The 16,969-nt window shown below is 36.3% G+C and carries 18 protein-coding genes; 7 read left to right on the top strand and 11 right to left on the bottom strand.

Annotated features, from left to right (window positions below; translation table 11 throughout):
• Positions 1 to 20: 20 nt before the first annotated feature.
• The gene (locus DSM02_RS10600; RefSeq protein ID WP_128765611.1) at positions 21 to 497 is read left to right on the top strand and encodes a DUF6495 family protein; all 477 of its coding nucleotides are present in this window, start codon (positions 21 to 23) and stop codon (positions 495 to 497) included.
• Between the two features lie 150 nt (positions 498 to 647).
• Here the strand turns inward: DSM02_RS10600 and DSM02_RS10595 are convergent, their stop codons facing one another.
• Complete coding sequence (locus DSM02_RS10595) at positions 648 to 1,889, bottom strand: ABC transporter permease (RefSeq protein WP_128765610.1); 1,242 nt, start codon at positions 1,887 to 1,889, stop codon at positions 648 to 650.
• A gap of 141 nt (positions 1,890 to 2,030) precedes the next feature.
• On the opposite strand from DSM02_RS10595, the gene hisS reads away from it, so the two are divergent.
• Entirely contained in the window at positions 2,031 to 3,401 is a 1,371-nt protein-coding gene (gene hisS / locus DSM02_RS10590) for a histidine--tRNA ligase (protein ID WP_128765609.1), read from the top strand.
• Positions 3,402 to 3,469: 68 nt separating this feature from the next.
• On the opposite strand, the gene DSM02_RS10585 is transcribed toward hisS, so the two are convergent.
• Entirely contained in the window at positions 3,470 to 4,924 is a 1,455-nt protein-coding gene (locus tag DSM02_RS10585) for a TonB-dependent receptor (protein ID WP_128765608.1), read from the bottom strand.
• A gap of 108 nt (positions 4,925 to 5,032) precedes the next feature.
• Between DSM02_RS10585 and DSM02_RS10580 the strand changes: the two genes are divergently transcribed.
• Positions 5,033 to 5,797: an MBL fold metallo-hydrolase gene (locus DSM02_RS10580; RefSeq protein WP_128765607.1), complete on the top strand. Its 765-nt coding sequence runs from the start codon at positions 5,033 to 5,035 to the stop codon at positions 5,795 to 5,797.
• A 5-nt stretch (positions 5,798 to 5,802) separates the two neighbouring features.
• The gene (locus DSM02_RS10575; protein ID WP_128765606.1) at positions 5,803 to 6,288 is read left to right on the top strand and encodes a hypothetical protein; all 486 of its coding nucleotides are present in this window, start codon (positions 5,803 to 5,805) and stop codon (positions 6,286 to 6,288) included.
• On the opposite strand, the gene DSM02_RS10570 is transcribed toward DSM02_RS10575, so the two are convergent.
• The 8 genes from DSM02_RS10570 to DSM02_RS10535 all read right to left on the bottom strand — a co-directional run bounded on the left by DSM02_RS10570 (position 6,285) and on the right by DSM02_RS10535 (position 14,592).
• A complete protein-coding gene (locus DSM02_RS10570) occupies positions 6,285 to 6,941 on the bottom strand; it encodes an alpha/beta hydrolase (protein ID WP_128765605.1) in 657 nt (218 codons plus the stop codon). The genes DSM02_RS10575 and DSM02_RS10570 overlap by 4 nt on opposite strands.
• Before the next feature lies 1 nt (position 6,942).
• The gene (locus tag DSM02_RS10565) at positions 6,943 to 7,272 is read right to left on the bottom strand and encodes a DUF4870 domain-containing protein (RefSeq protein ID WP_128765604.1); all 330 of its coding nucleotides are present in this window, start codon (positions 7,270 to 7,272) and stop codon (positions 6,943 to 6,945) included.
• A 2-nt stretch (positions 7,273 to 7,274) separates the two neighbouring features.
• On the bottom strand, positions 7,275 to 8,528 hold the full coding sequence (locus DSM02_RS10560; protein WP_128765603.1) for a dihydroorotase: 1,254 nt from the start codon (positions 8,526 to 8,528) through the stop codon (positions 7,275 to 7,277).
• On the bottom strand, positions 8,525 to 10,444 hold the full coding sequence (locus DSM02_RS10555) for a vWA domain-containing protein (RefSeq protein WP_164918292.1): 1,920 nt from the start codon (positions 10,442 to 10,444) through the stop codon (positions 8,525 to 8,527). Before DSM02_RS10555 ends, DSM02_RS10560 begins: the two co-directional genes overlap by 4 nt.
• Before the next feature lie 74 nt (positions 10,445 to 10,518).
• Positions 10,519 to 11,766 carry a sensor histidine kinase gene (locus DSM02_RS10550; protein ID WP_128765601.1) on the bottom strand — a complete coding sequence of 416 codons (1,248 nt, stop codon included), beginning with the start codon at positions 11,764 to 11,766 and terminating at the stop codon, positions 10,519 to 10,521.
• Between the two features lie 41 nt (positions 11,767 to 11,807).
• On the bottom strand, positions 11,808 to 13,019 hold the full coding sequence (locus DSM02_RS10545) for a sensor histidine kinase (protein WP_128765600.1): 1,212 nt from the start codon (positions 13,017 to 13,019) through the stop codon (positions 11,808 to 11,810).
• A gap of 138 nt (positions 13,020 to 13,157) precedes the next feature.
• Positions 13,158 to 13,949, bottom strand: coding sequence for a TIGR02757 family protein (locus DSM02_RS10540; RefSeq protein WP_128765599.1), 792 nt, complete (start codon positions 13,947 to 13,949; stop codon positions 13,158 to 13,160).
• On the bottom strand, positions 13,930 to 14,592 hold the full coding sequence (locus DSM02_RS10535; protein ID WP_128765598.1) for an ABC transporter ATP-binding protein: 663 nt from the start codon (positions 14,590 to 14,592) through the stop codon (positions 13,930 to 13,932). Before DSM02_RS10535 ends, DSM02_RS10540 begins: the two co-directional genes overlap by 20 nt.
• A 310-nt stretch (positions 14,593 to 14,902) precedes the next feature.
• Between DSM02_RS10535 and msrA the strand changes: the two genes are divergently transcribed.
• The 3 genes from msrA to DSM02_RS10520 all read left to right on the top strand — a co-directional run bounded on the left by msrA (position 14,903) and on the right by DSM02_RS10520 (position 16,496).
• Positions 14,903 to 15,454 carry a peptide-methionine (S)-S-oxide reductase MsrA gene (gene msrA, locus DSM02_RS10530; RefSeq protein WP_128765692.1) on the top strand — a complete coding sequence of 184 codons (552 nt, stop codon included), beginning with the start codon at positions 14,903 to 14,905 and terminating at the stop codon, positions 15,452 to 15,454.
• A gap of 11 nt (positions 15,455 to 15,465) precedes the next feature.
• Positions 15,466 to 16,065, top strand: coding sequence for a GTP cyclohydrolase I FolE (folE, locus tag DSM02_RS10525; RefSeq protein WP_128765597.1), 600 nt, complete (start codon positions 15,466 to 15,468; stop codon positions 16,063 to 16,065).
• Positions 16,066 to 16,184: 119 nt separating this feature from the next.
• On the top strand, positions 16,185 to 16,496 hold the full coding sequence (locus tag DSM02_RS10520) for a hypothetical protein (RefSeq protein WP_128765596.1): 312 nt from the start codon (positions 16,185 to 16,187) through the stop codon (positions 16,494 to 16,496).
• Between the two features lie 18 nt (positions 16,497 to 16,514).
• On the opposite strand, the gene DSM02_RS10515 is transcribed toward DSM02_RS10520, so the two are convergent.
• Positions 16,515 to 16,877, bottom strand: a complete 363-nt coding sequence (locus DSM02_RS10515; protein ID WP_128765595.1) for an STAS/SEC14 domain-containing protein — start codon at positions 16,875 to 16,877, stop codon at positions 16,515 to 16,517.
• Positions 16,878 to 16,969: the final 92 nt, after the last annotated feature.

The raw sequence follows: 16,969 nt of genomic DNA, 5'->3' as shown, positions 1-16,969 counted from the left end.
ATTTAAAAAATTCTCAGATTATGAAATATATCAGACTTTCAAAAGAACAATTAGATGAGATGCATCAAGAATTTATAAATTTTCTTGCAGCACAATCTATTACTGCTGATGAGTGGGACGATATTAAAAAAAATAAACCTGAAGTAGCAGAGCAGGAGCTCGATGTTTTTAGCGATCTGGTTTGGGAAGGTGTTTTAGGAAAAGTAGAATATCTGGAGCATTTCTCGCAGCAGCATATGTTTTTATTCAAGGTTGGTGATCTAAAAATAAGCATGATCTCTATTGAAGTAGAAAATAAAAGTATAGATATCACTACTGCGCAAGGTTATAAATGGTTGCAGGAAAACTTTATGAAAGACGAAGTGAACTTGTATAGTTCTAGTAAGCTTATATCTGATGACCGCAACAACGATATTTTTGTGTTGATTCGTCAAGGAGCAAATATTACTCAAGGCGACTTATACAAATGGTTTGAAGAATTTGTTGAAGTGGATTAATTCAGACCTTTTAAACTATTAAAGCCTGATTGATAATTTCAATCAGGCTTTTTTTATTGGCACCGCCAAGGGATTTAATACCCCCGAGGCTTGCTGCGAAATTGAAAATTTGTTTCTAACGAATGCCTAGTGAGTTTGATCCGAGGTAGTTTACTCGTATCTAAGCGATTCTATAGGGTCTAATTTAGCCGCTTTCAAAGCCGGAAATAAACCTGCTACAACGGCTACAATAAGCGTTACAGTTACTGCGGCTAACATTGCCATCCACGGAGTTGTAAAATTGAAATTGGCCACAGTAGAAATTAACAAGCCAATACCGATTCCTAAAATGATTCCTAATATTCCGCCAAATTGCCCAATCATTATAGTTTCCATCAAGAACTGACCCGCAATAATAGATTTTTTAGCACCCAGCGCTTTACGTACGCCGATCTCCCGGGTACGTTCTGTTACAGAAACCAGCATGATATTCATAAGTGCTATAGATGAACCTAGAATTGTAATCAGGCTGATGATCCACGCTGCCATCGAAAGATATCCACTAATCTGTGAGATCTGATTGATAAGATCATCGCTGCGCCCAATACCAAAGTTGTTTTCTTCAATAGGAGCGAGTTTTCGTACGTTTCTAAAGGTAATTATAGCATCGTCTAAAGCCCCGTCAAGCATATCTTTATTTTCAACCTTTACACTCAGGGAATAATTAATGTTAGGTTGCGTAAACATAGAGCGCGCAATTTGAATCGGAATGATAACCCTTAAATCCTGATTGTTTCCAAAGGTGGAGCCCTTTTCCTCAAGAACACCTATCACTTTAAATTTAGTTCCGCGAATGCTTATCGTTTTTCCTATAGGATTAACGTTTTTCAGAAGTCCGTTTTTAAAATCACTACCTAGAATACAAACATTATTATTATTCTTAACATCAAATAAGTTGAAATTTCTTCCGGAATCTAATTCTAAACCGGCATTGTCCAAGAAGTTTTCATTGGTTCCGAGAACAGTAACTTCAGGATCTGTATCCTGATTTTCATACTTTACTTCAGCAGCAGTAGTGCCGGTAAATGAAACAGAAACTTTAGTTAATGGATAAGTGTAGCGCTTTTCAAAATCGCGCACTTCGGTATAACGAATCACAGGATTTATTTTCTGTTTTTCACCACTCCCACGACGTTGTGTAGTAAATTCATAACGCTGAATATTAAAAGTATTGGCGCCCATAGATGAGAAGTCACTGCTAATCGTGTTTTCTAAAGCTTTTACAAGACTTAAAATAGCCACAAGAGCAGTAATCCCAATAGCGATGATTACTACTGTAAGAATGGTTCTAAGCAGTTGGCTGCGTATAGAATCAAAGGCTATGCGAATATTTTCTCTAAAGAGTGAGAACATAGAGTATGCGATTTGAACTCATAGGTCTACTAAAATCTAAAAAAGTTACCGTTTTATAAAATTAAGACAGACAAACTCTCAAATTTTAAGATATTTGCAGCCCCTATCGGGCATTTATTTAAATAGACAACAAATTATAAAATGGCTCAAAAACCTAGTATACCTAAAGGAACGCGTGATTTTTCACCTGAAGAAGTTTTAAGACGTAATTATATCATCAATACGCTTAGACATAATTTTGAGCTTTTTGGTTTTCAACCTATAGAAACACCATCATTTGAAAACAGCAGCACCCTGATGGGAAAATATGGAGATGAAGGAGATCGCCTTATTTTTAAAATTCTAAATAGTGGAGATTATTTAAACAAGGTTTCTGAAAAAACATATGAATCTAAAGATAGTAATGCATTAACTTCTGAAATCTCAGAAAAAGCATTGCGTTATGATCTTACTGTGCCTTTTGCGCGTTATGTTGTGCAGCATCAGAATGAGATTGAGTTTCCGTTTAAGCGCTATCAAATTCAACCCGTTTGGCGTGCAGACCGTCCACAAAAGGGACGTTTTAGAGAGTTTTTTCAGTGTGACGCAGATGCTGTAGGTTCTGATTCATTACTTCAGGAAGTTGCTTTTGTACAGTTATACGATTCAGTTTTTACTGATTTAGGACTGAAAGGAGCACTTGTAAAAATAAACAATCGTAAAATACTTTCGGGTCTTGCCGAAACAATTGGGGCAGCAGATAAGCTGATCGATTTTACAGTGGCTTTAGATAAATTAGATAAAATAGGGGAGGAAGGTGTAATTAAAGAAATGCTTGCAAAAGGCATTACTGAAGAAGCTATAGCGCGTGTAAAACCTATTTTTAATGCAAGTGGAAGTTTTGCTGAAAAATTAAGCTTGCTTAAAGAGTTGCTTGTTGATTCAGAAACCGGAAAACAAGGTATAGAAGAGCTGGAATACATCAACACAAAAATTGAGGCTTTAGGACTTAAGACTGTTGGTTTAGATCTTGATGTAACTCTTGCCCGCGGTTTAAACTATTATACCGGTGCTATTTTTGAAGTTTCGGCACCAGAAGGAGTTAAGATGGGGAGCATAGGCGGCGGTGGTCGTTATGATGATCTTACCGGGATTTTTGGCCTTAAAAATATGAGTGGAGTAGGGATTTCTTTTGGTTTAGATAGAATCTACCTGGTTCTTGAAGAATTAGGTTTATTTCCAGAGCAAGCTATTAAAGGAACACGCTTGTTATTTATCAATTTTGGTGAGAATGAGGCCTTGTATTGTTTAAAAGCGGTGCAGTCTTTACGCGAAGCGGGAATCACGGCAGAGCTTTACCCGGATGCTGCAAAAATGAAAAAACAGATGTCTCATGCAGATAAACGCAATATAAAATTTGTTGTCCTTGCAGGAACTCAAGAAATGGAAGAAAGCGTTTATACTTTAAAAGATATGAAAAGCGGTGAGCAACACCGTGTATCTATAGAAGGATTAATCGAAGCTTTAAGCTAATTCATAAAAGATAATGTAAAAAAAATCCCGAATTCAATTCGGGATTTTTTTATGCTTTTATTGAAGTCTTATTCGTTTTCTACAGCAGCAGGTGGCTTGTAATCAAACAAGCGCTGATCTTTTATTTGCTCAGAAATACCTTTAGGTAGCATAGCTTCCCAGCCATCTTCTCCGCTAGAAATCATTTTTAATACTTGTCTTGAAAATACATTTAAAATGTCAGGATTATAATCTTCAATATCTACTACGCGGCCATTGTATTTAAAGAACTTGTACAGTTCTTTCATACGTGGGTGTACTTTGAGATTTTCGCTGGTGAAGAATTCCCCTGTTTCCGGATCACGCATAGGGTATAAATAAACACGTAAATCTTTAAAAAATAGTTTACCAAAAGCTTCCAGAATACCTCCACTCAAATGGCGGTAATACGATTCGTCAAAAATATCGATCAGGTTATTCACGCCCATCGCAAGTCCCATACGCTCTTTAGTATAACGTGAGAAGTACTCAACCAGGCGATAATATTCCTGAAAGTTTGAGATCATTACCGTATGACCCAGATTGCAAAGTAAACGGGCACGCGCCATAAAATCTTCTTCGTCAATCTCACCTTCAGCTCTGAGGTTAGAAAGTGTGATCTCAAAAATCACTTCTGTATTATCTTCTTTAACCCTATTTTCATTTAGGAAAATCTCAAGTGATTTGCGATACATATCGGTATTCACTTTAGTTACGGGTCTAAAACTTCCACGAAGTGCAAGAATGTTCTTTTTGTAAAGAATTTTAGCAGAAAGAATGTTGTTTCCGTCAGGCCCAAACATTACGGCATCTGTAAATCCGTTTTTTACCAGCTGTAAACTCATCAAGCGATTATCAACTTTAGAGAAAACAGGGCCAGAGAAATTGATCATATCAATCTCGATCTGGTCTTTATCAATATGGTCGTATAAGTATCGTAATAATTTTTTAGGAGAGTCGTATTTGTAATACGCTCCATAAATTAGGTTTACACCCAGAGTACCTAGTGTTAACTGTTGTAAACGGGCATCAGTCTCGTGAAAGCGTATATGAAGAATGATCTCATTAAATTCTGCCTGTGGCTCAGTCTGATATTTAATTCCTACCCAGCCGTGGCCTTTATATTTTTTAGCAAAATCTATGGTAGCGACCGTGTTTGCATAGGTAAAATAAATTTTATTAGGGTGTTTCTCACGTGAGATACGATTCTCTAATAAATTAGTCTCGTGAGCAAGCATTTTTTTAAGCCTTGCTTCGGTTACATAGCGCTGATCTTGTTCAACACCATAAACCGCATCACTAAAATCTTTGTCATAAGCAGACATCGCTTTTGCAATAGTACCACTGGCACCACCTGCTCTAAAAAAATGCCTTACTGTTTCCTGACCCGCACCTATTTCAGCAAAAGTACCGTAGATGTTTTGGTTGAGATTTATGCGTAGTGCTTTGTTGTTTATTGAAGGGATATTTTCAAACTCTTTGTCACCTTGAATTGTGATCGGCATACTGCTTTTTTTTTTGGTGAGTACTGGTAATTCCTTTGCGGGTTAAAGGTAGCAAAATGGTAGGGCTTACAAAAAAATAAGTGTAGTTTTGTGCTAAATTTCACAGGTTTGAAAATCACCTTTCTAGGCACAGGCACATCACAGGGAATCCCCATTATAGGTAGCACACACCCGGTTTGCATGAGTACAGATCCTCGAGACAAACGTTTGCGTGTATCCATTTTAATAGAATTTGAAGGCGCAAATTATGTTATCGATTGTGGGCCAGATTTTAGACAGCAAATGTTGACATATAAGGTTAATCATCTTGAAGCCTTATTGTTTACTCATGAACATGCAGATCACACTGCAGGTTTAGATGATATACGTCCTTTTTTCTTTAGACAGGGTGATATTCCTGTATATGCACACAAACGTGTTGTTGCAGAATTGAAAAAACGTTTTGATTATATCTTCAAGACCGAAAATCGGTATCCCGGTGCTCCCGCAGTAGCTATTCACGAGGTTATAAATAATAATTTGTTCACTATTAATAAGCTTGAAGTAGAACCCATAAATGTGATGCACGGCAAATTGCAGGTTTTTGGGTATCGCTTCGCAAATTTTGCTTATCTGACAGATGTAAAAACCATAAGCGAAGCTGAAAAAGCAAAGCTGAACAATCTTGATGTTTTGGTCGTAAATGCATTACGGGAAGAACCACATTATTCGCATTTCAATCTACAGGAAGCCCTTGCCTTTGTTGAAGAAATTAAACCGAAACAAACGTATTTTACTCACATCAGTCATTTATTGGGTTTTCACGCTGAAGTAGAAGCGAGATTGCCCGAAAATATTCACCTAGCCTACGACGGTTTACAACTAGAACTTTAGAAAATATGCGCAGAAATATTTTTATGTATTTGTTTTTATTTACAGCCTTGTGGGTTGTATTTCAATACGTGAATTCAACAAAGGTTTATGAATCTCAAGACGCTCAGATAACCCGACTTAAAGACCGTCTGGAAAAAGCTGAAGATTCTATACAATCGCTAACCGAAAATAGTGACGGACGTTATTTCAAATTAGAAGATAACGAGCACGCGTATACCTATTTTGAACGTTTCGGCATAGATATTACGGATCTGGAAGCAAAAATTGAATCTGCTTTGGTAAGTGAGAATCAAGCATCGGGAAATAAATTGATTCCATATGAAAACGCGACAGGAGTTTTTCAAATCAATAAAGTAGAAGTGTTAAATCACAAGTGGATTATAGCTGACTTTAGCGATGGTACGCGTTGGGGGGAACTCATTTTACTTTATGATGTAGCAAAAGACGGAAGCATAGGTTTTGAAACCTTGCAAAGCGTGATTTATCCTTAAGCGTGTTTCAGCAGCCAATCTTTTAGATCGTAAAAATTTTGTGGAGCGACACCGTGACCTACAGGATATTCGTTGAGTTTTACCTCAATATTTAAATCAGCTAAATAAGCCGAAATTTTACGCGCTGCATCCACAGGGATGACCTGATCTACCGTACCATGAGAACTGAATACAGAAAGGTGTTCATATTTAGATAAGTCGGTTTTTGGTTTAGTAATCGCTTCATTAACGTAGCCACTTAAACCTATAATATTTTTTATTTTTTCAGGGTATGTTAGCGCTACAGCATAGCTTAAAATACATCCCTGACTAAATCCTAAAAGCGTCACGTGTGTTGCATCAAGATCATATGCGGCAACTGCCTCATCAATAAAATTAGAGATCAGTTCACGTGCAGCAATGGCTTCATCATCATCAGACCATTTGCCATCTGTCGCATCCCAGTGAATGGTATACCACGCATTTCCATAAGGTTGCATAGGTAACGGTGCTTTAGCTGAAATCACAAAATAATTATCGGGTAATTCTGGGGCAAAAGAAAATAAATCCTGCTCATTGCTACCATAACCGTGTAAAAGTAGCAGCAGCGGTGGTTTAGAATCAGATTGAACTCGGGGTTTTTGTATAAGATGTTCTAGCGATAAAGTGCTCATATTATTCTATAAATGTAAACCATTTCTGAAAGTATTTCCCCAGCAGTGGGACGGGTACGATGTTTCCTTGAAAAGCGTTAGTAATACCATAGCCCCAAAGCACAAAAATAAAAACATAAAAACCTATTGATGCTGGCCAGCTGTTTAGGAATGAAACTAAGAAGCCTAAAGCAAAAAAGCTAAGGAAGATCCCAAACGCTTGTCTGATGTGGAATCGCGCAAACGGATTTTTAGGTTCCATATTCATAAATATTGCAATGATGGTGCCTAGCATGGTAAAGTAAGCAACAACAGCTGTTGTCTTTCCTGTTTTAATATTTTCTTCTGTCATTATTAAGAGGCTATAAACTGCTTGTTAGCGATAATTCCATAAACTTTCCCTTTCAGTTTTGCACCTAAGAAAGCCGCATTTTTAGATTTAGAAAGAATCATTTCTTTAGTGAATGTGTTGCTTCCTTTTGTAGTAAATAAGCTCAGGTTTGCAGGTTGACCTACTTCAATTTTAGAAGTAGTTTGAGTGAAACGCTTACGGCCTGCGGTTAATAACTGCACAGCTTTTTTCTCTGAAACCAATGTTAATAATGCTCCTAAAGTTGCTTCTTGAGCAATTGTTCCAAATTTTGCGTGGTCAAACTCTAGTTTCTTTTGTTCAATATCCAGAGGATTGTGATCACTGGTAACCATATCAATTGTACCGTCTTTAATACCGGCAACAAGAGCTTCTCTATCCGCTTCATTGCGCAATGGCGGTGTAACTTTATAGCGGGTGTCAAAGTCTTCTAAAGCTGCGTCTGTAAAAAAGAGATTTGTGATGGCAACGCTACACGTTACATCTAAACCTTTTGCTTTAGCATCCTTGATTAATGCAACACTTTGAGCAGTTGAGATTGTCGGGATGTGCAATTTACCCCCTGTATATTCTAAAATATAAAGATCGCGAGCAATTTGTAAATGCTCAGCAAGTGCCGGCATTCCTTTTAAACCAAGTTTGATCGCAGTTTCTCCTTCGTTTGCCATTCCTTTTATAATTAAATCATCTTCCTGCGGAAAAGACAAAACCAGACCATTAAAGCCTTGTGTGTATTGCAAAGCAATTTTAAGCAAATTAGGATTTTTAATGGCGTGCTGATAATCTCCAAAAGCGATTGCACCCGCTTGCTGCATATCGTACAATTCTGCAAGATCTACTCCTTCAGATTTTTGTGTCAATGCGCCAATTGGATAAAGCTGCACAGCATTATTCGCCGCTTTATTTTGTAGAAATGCAATTGACGAACTCGTATCAGGCACTGGATAACAATTCGGATTCAAAGCAATTCCCGTAAATCCGCTTTTTGCAGCAACAAGCAGTCCGTTTTTTATAGTTTCTCGTTCTTCATATCCCGGTTCTCCTATGCTTACACTGCTATCAAACCAACCTGGTGAAACTGAGAGATTTTCAAAGTTGATGAGGTCTTCATTTTTTTTTGCTTCCAGCGTTGAAGCAATCTCGGTGATTATACCTTTTTCAATACGGATATCTACTTGTTTACCATGGTGCGGGTTAGATCCATCCAGTAGCGTTGCCTGAGTGATGCGTGCGTTCATTTAAACTTTTTTAGGATAAGCATTTCTAATACAAATGCGAGCAGTGCAAAAATAACAAACCATTTGTAAAGAAAATTGAGATTTGTTTCTTGTTCTAATGTATTCAATAAGTCAGGTATATTTGAGTTTTGAGATACCCCTTTAATGGGCTCAAGGATAACTTCTTGCAACTTACTTTCGTTTCGATTATAATTATAAGCAACGGTAGCCAGGGTATCATTTTTATATTTTAGAGCATACAAACCGGCTTTTTCAATACCTTCTTCTGCTGAAATGCTAATTTTATTTCCTTGTTTTTTCTGAAGCGGAATGAATTGCTGGTTGTCTTTTTCAAGAACTACAACCGCATCTTCAGGAATGGTAGTGTTGATATCAAACTTATTCTGCGTACCCAAGGTATAATAGGTTTGTGGAAGCGAAAGTGCTGCTCTCGCAATTTTATCGAAGGTCGGTACAATGAGTTGCCCGTTAATAAAATTGCTATTGGTTATGTTAAGTCCGCCTGTAAAAATATAAAGATTATTATTTTCTGTTAGAAACGGTGCGCCATTCTCTAAGCTTAGAATTGAATTGGTTTTTTCTAAAGGGAAATACGTCTGTATGACGTGAGATTGTAAATTAGAAGACCTTTCGTTGAAAACATTTTGATACAACGGGTGATCATAATTGATATCTGTAATGCGTTGTGGGAGGTCACTTTTCTCCGAGAATGCAGTGAAACCAAATGTATTCAGAAGATTAGTGTAAGTACTTGAAGGCACATACATCGCAGGAATCAAGATTAACGTTCCGCCTTGTTGGGTGTGGGTTTTGAGAAGATTAGCCAGCGCTGCCGGTACTTTTTGTGTTTCGTTTAAAATAATGAGGTTTTGTTCCGACAACATACCATAATCCAACTGATTTTCAGAAACAGAGGTGAACTGGTACTCTTCTGATTTGTACAACCTCTTTAAAAAATCGTCGTCAGCATTTGAAATCGCTAAAACCTTCAGTGGATTTGTTTTATTGATACCGAAATAAAAATCATTATCAAAACGTAAATCAGGGTCTGCGATACTCAATTTTCCGGCTATTGCCTGATCTGTATCCAACTGAAAATTCACAGAAGCAGTATCCCGTTCTTTAAACTGAACCGAAGCCTTAGCAATAAGTTTTTCCTTATCAAACAGTGAAACCGGAAGTTCTGTCTGAGTAGGAAAGGAGCTGCGCAAAAGCACTTTTAGATTGTAACGCTCCCCGGTTCTTTCTAAACTTAAGCTTTCTAAAGCATAGTTTTCTAATGTAGTTGATTGTAAGACAACTCTGTGTTGAGAAACTTGATTGGTATCTAAAGCTTGTCGCAAACCCGTATCTTGAAAATCTGAAATAAGGATAAGCTGTTTGGCAGTTGTTTGATCGTTAGAAAAATAAGTGTTTAACCGTAATAATAAACTTTCGGCATTTGTGGTTTTTGCTGTAAAATCGAGATCTAATAAAAGATTGCGGTCTGTTGCAGGATCAAAATCTTTTATAGCATTATCCCAGGTTACTAAAGTTAAGCGTTCATCCTGAGGCAGGTTTGTTAATAGATCTTGTTTGGCTTCGGTTAACAGATTTCCTTTTTTACCCGTTGCCTGCATGCTAAACGAATTATCAATAAAAATAACCGTTTCACGAGGTTTTACTGCTGTTTCCGAGGCAGGAAAAAAAGGTTGTGCAAAAGCCAGTATCAACAAGCCTAAAGCTAAAATACGTGTGCATAGAACGAGCCACTTTTTTAATGAGCTGCTTTTGCGCGTATTCTGTATGATTTTTTCTAGAAAAGCAACGTTAGAAAAAAGAGTCTTTTTAAAGCGTCTTAGCTGAAATAAATGAATGAGAATGGGGATAAGCAGTAGAAAAAGCGCGTAAAGAATTTCTGGATTTTTAAACTGCATAAGTAAGCACATTTCGGCTAAACGAAAATACTGGTTTTGATTTTTTAAAGCTTGTGTTTTCCTGCTTTATTTTGTTATTCTGTTAAATCTGAATTGTCTTTCTCAGGACCGCTAATCAATGTTGGGATGTTCTTTTTTCGAGCTGAAAATCTAAAGGTGCTTCCTTCACCCAGGGTAGAAGTAACACTGATTTTTCCGCCTAGATTAGCAACCAGCTTTTTAACAGTAGAAAGACCGATACCGTTACCGCGATTTCCATTTTTGTCTTTTGAAGCTACAATAGAAAACAGGTTAAAAATCTCTTCTATTTTCTCTTCAGGAATCCCGATGCCGTTATCAATGATTTTAAAATGGTAAAAACTCTCATCTTCTTTAAAATCAACAGTAATTACCGGTTCTTCTTTATCATTGTATTTGATACTGTTGCCTAATAAATTAATAAAAATTTGATGTAGCGCAGCACGGTTACAATGTATGATGTAATTTGCTTCCGGTAGGTTGATTACAGTCTTGTAATCGTGATTGAGCATATCTTCAATTTGCTCTAATAAATCGTGAATATCAAACGACTCCCGCTGATCTATTGTTAGATTATCGCTCTCATAATGCTGTAAAATTCCGTTTATATATTCGCTTAGCGAAAACGAAGAGCTTTTAAGATAATTGAGATAATCTAATCCTTTCTTGTCTAACAGCTCTTTGTATTTTGTCTTCAACAAATCTGTAGTGGTAATGATATTAGCCAAAGGCATTTTCATATCGTGAGAAACCACACCGGCAAAATCTTTTAGAAGGCTATTTTTCTTAAGTAGATTTTCCTGAAGATTTTTGTTTTCAATGTTTTGACGACGCAGTTCAAAGAGGCTCACAACCTGACTCGCAAGAGCAATCATGGTGTTTATTTGCTTATCATTGAGTTCGCGCGGTTCATGATCAAAAACACATAACGTTCCTAACGCATGACCACCTCTATCTATAAGTGGTACACCAGCGTAAAAAATAGCTTTCATATCACCGGTGACTAAAGGATTGTTTTTAAATCGATCATCTAATCGCGCGTCTGGGATTATAAAAACAGGATCTTTAGTTTGTATGGCGTGGGTGCAAAAAGAAATCTCACGAGGAGATTCATTAAAAGGAACTCCATAGTGAGACTTTAAAAAGTTGCGGTTATAATCAAGCATGGTGATTAGCGCAATGGGAGTGCCACAGATGTATGATGCTATCTGCGTGATGTCATCATAACTCTTTTCTGGTAGCGTTCCTACAAGTTTGTATGAATCTACAGCTTTTTGTCTTTTTTGTTCGTCTACTTGCAACATTGTTATAAAATGAATGTAAATATAACAAACAAATATTCAGATTATGCGCTTACTTTTTTTATTGTAAAGTCAAAAGTAGCTCCTTCCTTTTCTTTACTACTAACACTGATAATCCCGTCTAAAGAATGAACCAAATTACGTACAGTAGAAAGACCTATGCCGTTACCTTTTTTACCTTTATTGTCTGTTTCTGAGGCTGTGCTAAACAAATCAAATATGCTTTCTATTTTATCTTGCGGAATACCTTTACCGTTATCAGAAACCTGAATGTAATAATAGGCATGATCTTCAACGCAGTTGATGTCTATAATACCAGTTTCTTTATCATTATACTTGAGGCTGTTTGTGATCAGGTTTAATAAAATCTGGTTTAATGCTGACTTATTGGTTTGTATATCGATTCCGTTTTCAGGTAAATTGATTATATAATCTTCGTTGATGTTCAATAAATCAATAATGTCTTCTAAGAGATCGTGCAGATCAAAAACTTCGAGATTTTGCACTGTAAGTTCTTCGCTCTCGTAATACGAAAGTAAATTGTCTATATATTCGCTAAGCGAAAATGAAGATTGCTTTAGATAAGAAAGATAGTTATTGCCTTGCTCATCAAAACTAGGGGCGTACTTTGCTTTTAAAATATCTGTGGTGAGAATCATATTTGCAAGCGGCATTTTCATGTCGTGAGATACGGTGCCGGCAAATTTTCTCAATTGTTCATTTTTCTTCTGAAGCAAGCTTTCTACTTCTCGCAATTGAAGATTGCTTTTGCGCAATTCAAAAAGACTTTCAACTTGAGAAGCCAGATCTTTTAAAGAAGTAATCTGGGAGTTTGAAAGCGTTTTTGGCTTGTGATCTATGATACACAATGTTCCTATAGCATTTCCCTTTTTAGTAAGTAAAGGAACTCCCGTATAAAATATTACCGGATAATCTGAAGTCAGCAGCGGGTTATCTTTAAACCGCTCATCTAATCTAGAATCTGGAATTATAGTTATGTCTTTTGGCTGAAGAATCGCGTGTGCACAAAATGAAATATCACGTTCTGTATCGCAAATATCCCAGCCCGTTTTAGACTTGAACCATTGTTTATCTGCATCTATTAATGAGATCAAAGCGATTGGAACATCACAAATAGCCGAAGCGAGTCTGGTAATGATATCAAAGTTAGCATCTGCTTCTGTATGCATCAGCTTCAATTGCTGAAGTTCTAACAAACGATCTTGTTCATTTATGGGTTTGGCTGGTATTTGCATATTTAATTTAGGAGTCTTGATAAAGAATAGTGCTTGAGAGGTTAGGTTTGCACTTTTAATCTAAATTTCTAAGTAAAAAGGCATAGTCTTTATCGAGAATAAATTTACTAAATACTATTATGAATACTACTTAATGATTTAAAATAAATCATTCTCAAAAGCGCTCAAGCCAAAGAGTGCAAAATCATATTTAACAGGATCTTCTACGTCTAGTTTTCTTAACTGTTTGTCTAATTCAGCGAGGGCTACAGCATCATTTTGTTTTCGTTTTAAAAGGCCTAGATCACGAGCAACTCTTCCTGAATGTACGTCTAAAGGACACGATAATGCAGCAGCCGGAATTTGATTCCAAATCCCAAAATCTACTCCTGCGCTATTGGGTCTCACCATCCATCTTAAAAACATATTGATGCGTTTTGCCGCAGATTTTTTTGAAGGGTCACTCACGTGCTTCTGAGTGCGTTGTAAATGCTCTATTTCAAAAAATATCTTTTTAAATTCAGTTATAGCGGGTTGTAAAGAGTTTTTTGATCTGTATTTTGAAAAAACCGCTTCTAGTCCGCCGTGCTTCAAATAAAGATTTTTCAAACTTTTTATAAAAGTCATGAGGTCAATACCGTTAAAAGTTCGGTGGACAAAATTTTGCAAATGATCTAGCTCTGCTTCAGAATGATTGATTACAAAATCATATGGATTCCCCTCGAGGAGATTTACAAGTTTATTACCATTAGTAATAATGCTTTTGCGATTTCCCCAAGCGATTGTGGCTACCAAAAAACCTATAATTTCAATATCTTCTTTTTGGGTAAACTGATGCGGAATCTGAATAGGATCTGTACCTATAAATTTTGGACTTTCATATAGTGCCGCCTTTTCATCCAGAAATTCTTTGAGTTGAGTTTTATTAAGCTTAAGCGATGATTTTGCCATCTACCATAGTTAGTTTGCGATCTGCCATTGCAGCGAGATCTTCATTATGCGTCACAATTACAAAAGTCTGGTTGTAGGTGTCGCGTAGTTTAAAAAAGAGTTTGTGTAAATTTTCAGCAGATTCACTATCTAAATTGCCAGAAGGTTCATCCGCTAAAATCAATGCGGGTTCATTGATTAAGGATCGCGCTACAGCAACGCGTTGTTGTTCACCACCAGATAATTCACCTGGTTTATGGTTAATGCGATGATCAAGCCCCAAAAAGCCTAATAATTCTTTAGCCTTAGCTTCTGCTTCTGCTTCACTTTTTTTGGCAATAAATGCTGGGATGCATACGTTTTCTAGTGCTGTAAATTCAGGCAGAAGTTGATGAAATTGAAAAATAAAACCAATATTGAGGTTTCTAAATTTACTGAGTTCTTTCTCGCTCAATTTAGTAATTAGTGTATCGTTTATGCTTAAGCTGGTGTTGGGTTTTTTGTCTGCAAGATCCAGAGTACCTAAGATTTGTAAGAGCGTGGTTTTACCGGCACCGCTAGCACCTACAACAGATATCACTTCGCCATTTTTAATTTCTAAATCAACTCCTTTAAGCACTTCAACAGAACCGTAGGATTTATAAATATTTTCAGCTTTAATCATTGTATTTCTAAAATCAGCTTAAGTTGATATTTGACTCCAATTATATTTAAAATAGTCATGAGGCATTACTCGTGTTCGTATATAATTATAGGCTTTTTCGCCGTAAGATAAACTACAAATTACCGACTAGTTTGTTGCATTTCAATCTTAATAAAGATCTATTTTGATAATGCTTTTCAAAGATAAGACAGTGTGAAAGATTAGAGGGTATGCAGAAGGGTTTTATCATTTTGTTTAACGATTTGATTAAATGTATTAACAAAAGGTTAAACTAAACTTTAAACTAGTATCAGGTTATATATTTGTTATGATGAGTGAGAAATTAGAAAAAGCTACATTTGCTAATGGTTGTTTTTGGTGCACCGAAGCAGTTTTTCAGCGTTTTAAGGGAATTTATAATGTAAAAAGCGGTTATACCGGTGGATTCATAAAAAATCCGCCATACCGGGAAGTGTGCCAGGGGAGAACCGGCCACGCTGAAGGAATACAGTTTGATTACGATCCAAGTATTATATCTTATCAAGAGTTACTTCAGGTATTTTTTACCACGCACGATCCTACTACATTAAACCGTCAGGCTAATGATGTGGGTACACAATACAGAAGCGCAATCTTTTACCATAACGAAGAACAAAAGCAGAAGGCTGAGAATTTTATTAAATATCTGGATTCTGAACAGGTTTTTGACTCTAAAATTGTTACAGAGGTGACCGATGCAGAGGTGTTCTATCCGGCAGAAGAAGCGCATGATTCTTATTATAATAGAAATAAGATGCAGGGTTATTGCCAGTTTATTATAAATCCCAAAGTCAATAAAATAAAACAACTTTATCAAGATAAACTTCAGGAGGTTTATCTATAAAAAAATAATTTATGACTCCATACAAACAATTTGAAGAGTACAATGTTGAAGTTCAGGAAGATGTAAGGGATTGCTATAAGTCTATTATTGGAGGGCTGGGTGAAGATGTAAACCGAGAAGGGATTGTGAAAACCCCAGAGCGTGCTGCTAAGGCGATGATGTACCTTACTAGTGGTTATGATGTAGATGCGAGTGAGATTTTGCGCGGTGCAATGTTTAAAGAGGATTATAATGAGATGGTAATCGTTAAGAATATAGAGTTGTATTCTTTATGTGAGCATCATTTGTTGCCTTTTTTTGGAAAGGCACATATAGCTTATATTCCTAATGGTCATATTGTAGGACTTAGTAAATTGCCTAGAGTTGTAGATGTTTTTTCCCGAAGGTTACAAGTACAGGAGCGTTTGACTCACGATATTTTAGAGTGTATCAATACTACTTTAAAACCTCAGGGCGTAGCAGTTGTTATTGAAGCGTCGCATATGTGTATGATGATGCGTGGTGTTCAAAAGCAAAATTCAACAACTACAACATCGGGTTTTAGAGGGCAGTTTGAGCATAATGAAACGCGTAATGAATTTTTAAAGCTTATAGGTTCAGATTTAAATTAGTTTGGCAGGTTATTTGCTTATCTTTAAACGTCTTATCCCGCTATAAATCATATAGCAAGCAAGGATAATTGAACATGAGAATGGTCTCCGTATTTTAATGCTGTTTAAAACAACTTTAAATGAAAACATTAAACTATAATTTATTATTAAAAGGTATTCTTTTTGATTTGATAGGTATGCTAACTATGGTTATACCCATTGTAGGTCCTTTTTTGGATTTGGCTTGGGCACCCTATGCAGCAAAACAAATGGGGAACATGTATCCTGGTAGAAATGGTAAGATTGCTTCAATCTTAGTATTTATAGAAGAGATACTTCCGTTTACAGATATAATACCATCATTTACCTTAATGTGGATTTATACATATTTAAGAAGCTCACAACCCGAAAGAAATGCGCGAGTAATTCCTATTCGTGTTAATGATCGATAAAAAAAAGGATCCTTTTTTTTATCCTCTGTTTAAAATACTCAACGCCCATTCTTTTGCTTCATTAGTTTCAGTAAAGCATTTGAAGGGTTTCTTTATAAACTGAGCTTCGATGTGGGTACTTGAAATACCTAATACGCTATTGGTTACAATTGCCATAGCTTTAAAATTTTCAAGTTTCGATAATTCTATATAAACTAACGGATCCACGCTGTATGAGTGTTCTCTTATAGTGATATATGCGAAAGGTTTATTAATAAAATGTTCTAAACAAGCATTGAAGATTTCATTAGCCTTATCAAGATCAAGTTTAATCCCATGATTCATTCTGCCAATGGCTAAGGAACTTTCAAACGTAATATATCCAAATTGGAATTGAAGCATCAAGTTGAGGTTGAGTATATACAATATATCTTAATTACCTGTAATATAGTGTTTTGTTTAGGTATAAAAAAAGTCGCCATTTGGCGACTTTT

This window comes from Leeuwenhoekiella polynyae, assembly GCF_004104075.1.
GTDB classification, from domain to species: Bacteria; Bacteroidota; Bacteroidia; order Flavobacteriales; family Flavobacteriaceae; genus Leeuwenhoekiella; species Leeuwenhoekiella polynyae.
The sequence above is the reverse complement of the archived record's forward strand: the minus strand, read 5'-3'. Positions and strand labels throughout refer to the sequence as shown.

Excerpts from the sequence above, each read along its gene's own strand:
- DSM02_RS10585 (WP_128765608.1), bottom strand. The coding sequence starts at position 4,924 with ATGCCGATCACAATTCAAGGTGACAAAGAGTTTGAAAATATCCCTTCA.
- DSM02_RS10520 (WP_128765596.1), top strand. The coding sequence starts at position 16,185 with ATGAAAACATTAAACTATAATTTATTATTAAAAGGTATTCTTTTTGAT.
- DSM02_RS10560 (WP_128765603.1), bottom strand. The coding sequence starts at position 8,528 with ATGAACGCACGCATCACTCAGGCAACGCTACTGGATGGATCTAACCCG.
- DSM02_RS10515 (WP_128765595.1), bottom strand. The coding sequence starts at position 16,877 with ATGCTTCAATTCCAATTTGGATATATTACGTTTGAAAGTTCCTTAGCC.
- DSM02_RS10570 (WP_128765605.1), bottom strand. The coding sequence starts at position 6,941 with ATGAGCACTTTATCGCTAGAACATCTTATACAAAAACCCCGAGTTCAA.
- DSM02_RS10565 (WP_128765604.1), bottom strand. The coding sequence starts at position 7,272 with ATGACAGAAGAAAATATTAAAACAGGAAAGACAACAGCTGTTGTTGCT.
- DSM02_RS10540 (WP_128765599.1), bottom strand. The coding sequence starts at position 13,949 with ATGGCAAAATCATCGCTTAAGCTTAATAAAACTCAACTCAAAGAATTT.
- DSM02_RS10545 (WP_128765600.1), bottom strand. The coding sequence starts at position 13,019 with ATGCAAATACCAGCCAAACCCATAAATGAACAAGATCGTTTGTTAGAA.
- msrA (WP_128765692.1), top strand. The coding sequence starts at position 14,903 with ATGAGTGAGAAATTAGAAAAAGCTACATTTGCTAATGGTTGTTTTTGG.
- DSM02_RS10595 (WP_128765610.1), bottom strand. The coding sequence starts at position 1,889 with ATGTTCTCACTCTTTAGAGAAAATATTCGCATAGCCTTTGATTCTATA.
- DSM02_RS10550 (WP_128765601.1), bottom strand. The coding sequence starts at position 11,766 with ATGTTGCAAGTAGACGAACAAAAAAGACAAAAAGCTGTAGATTCATAC.
- DSM02_RS10535 (WP_128765598.1), bottom strand. The coding sequence starts at position 14,592 with ATGATTAAAGCTGAAAATATTTATAAATCCTACGGTTCTGTTGAAGTG.
- folE (WP_128765597.1), top strand. The coding sequence starts at position 15,466 with ATGACTCCATACAAACAATTTGAAGAGTACAATGTTGAAGTTCAGGAA.
- hisS (WP_128765609.1), top strand. The coding sequence starts at position 2,031 with ATGGCTCAAAAACCTAGTATACCTAAAGGAACGCGTGATTTTTCACCT.
- DSM02_RS10600 (WP_128765611.1), top strand. The coding sequence starts at position 21 with ATGAAATATATCAGACTTTCAAAAGAACAATTAGATGAGATGCATCAA.
- DSM02_RS10555 (WP_164918292.1), bottom strand. The coding sequence starts at position 10,444 with ATGCAGTTTAAAAATCCAGAAATTCTTTACGCGCTTTTTCTACTGCTT.
- DSM02_RS10575 (WP_128765606.1), top strand. The coding sequence starts at position 5,803 with ATGCGCAGAAATATTTTTATGTATTTGTTTTTATTTACAGCCTTGTGG.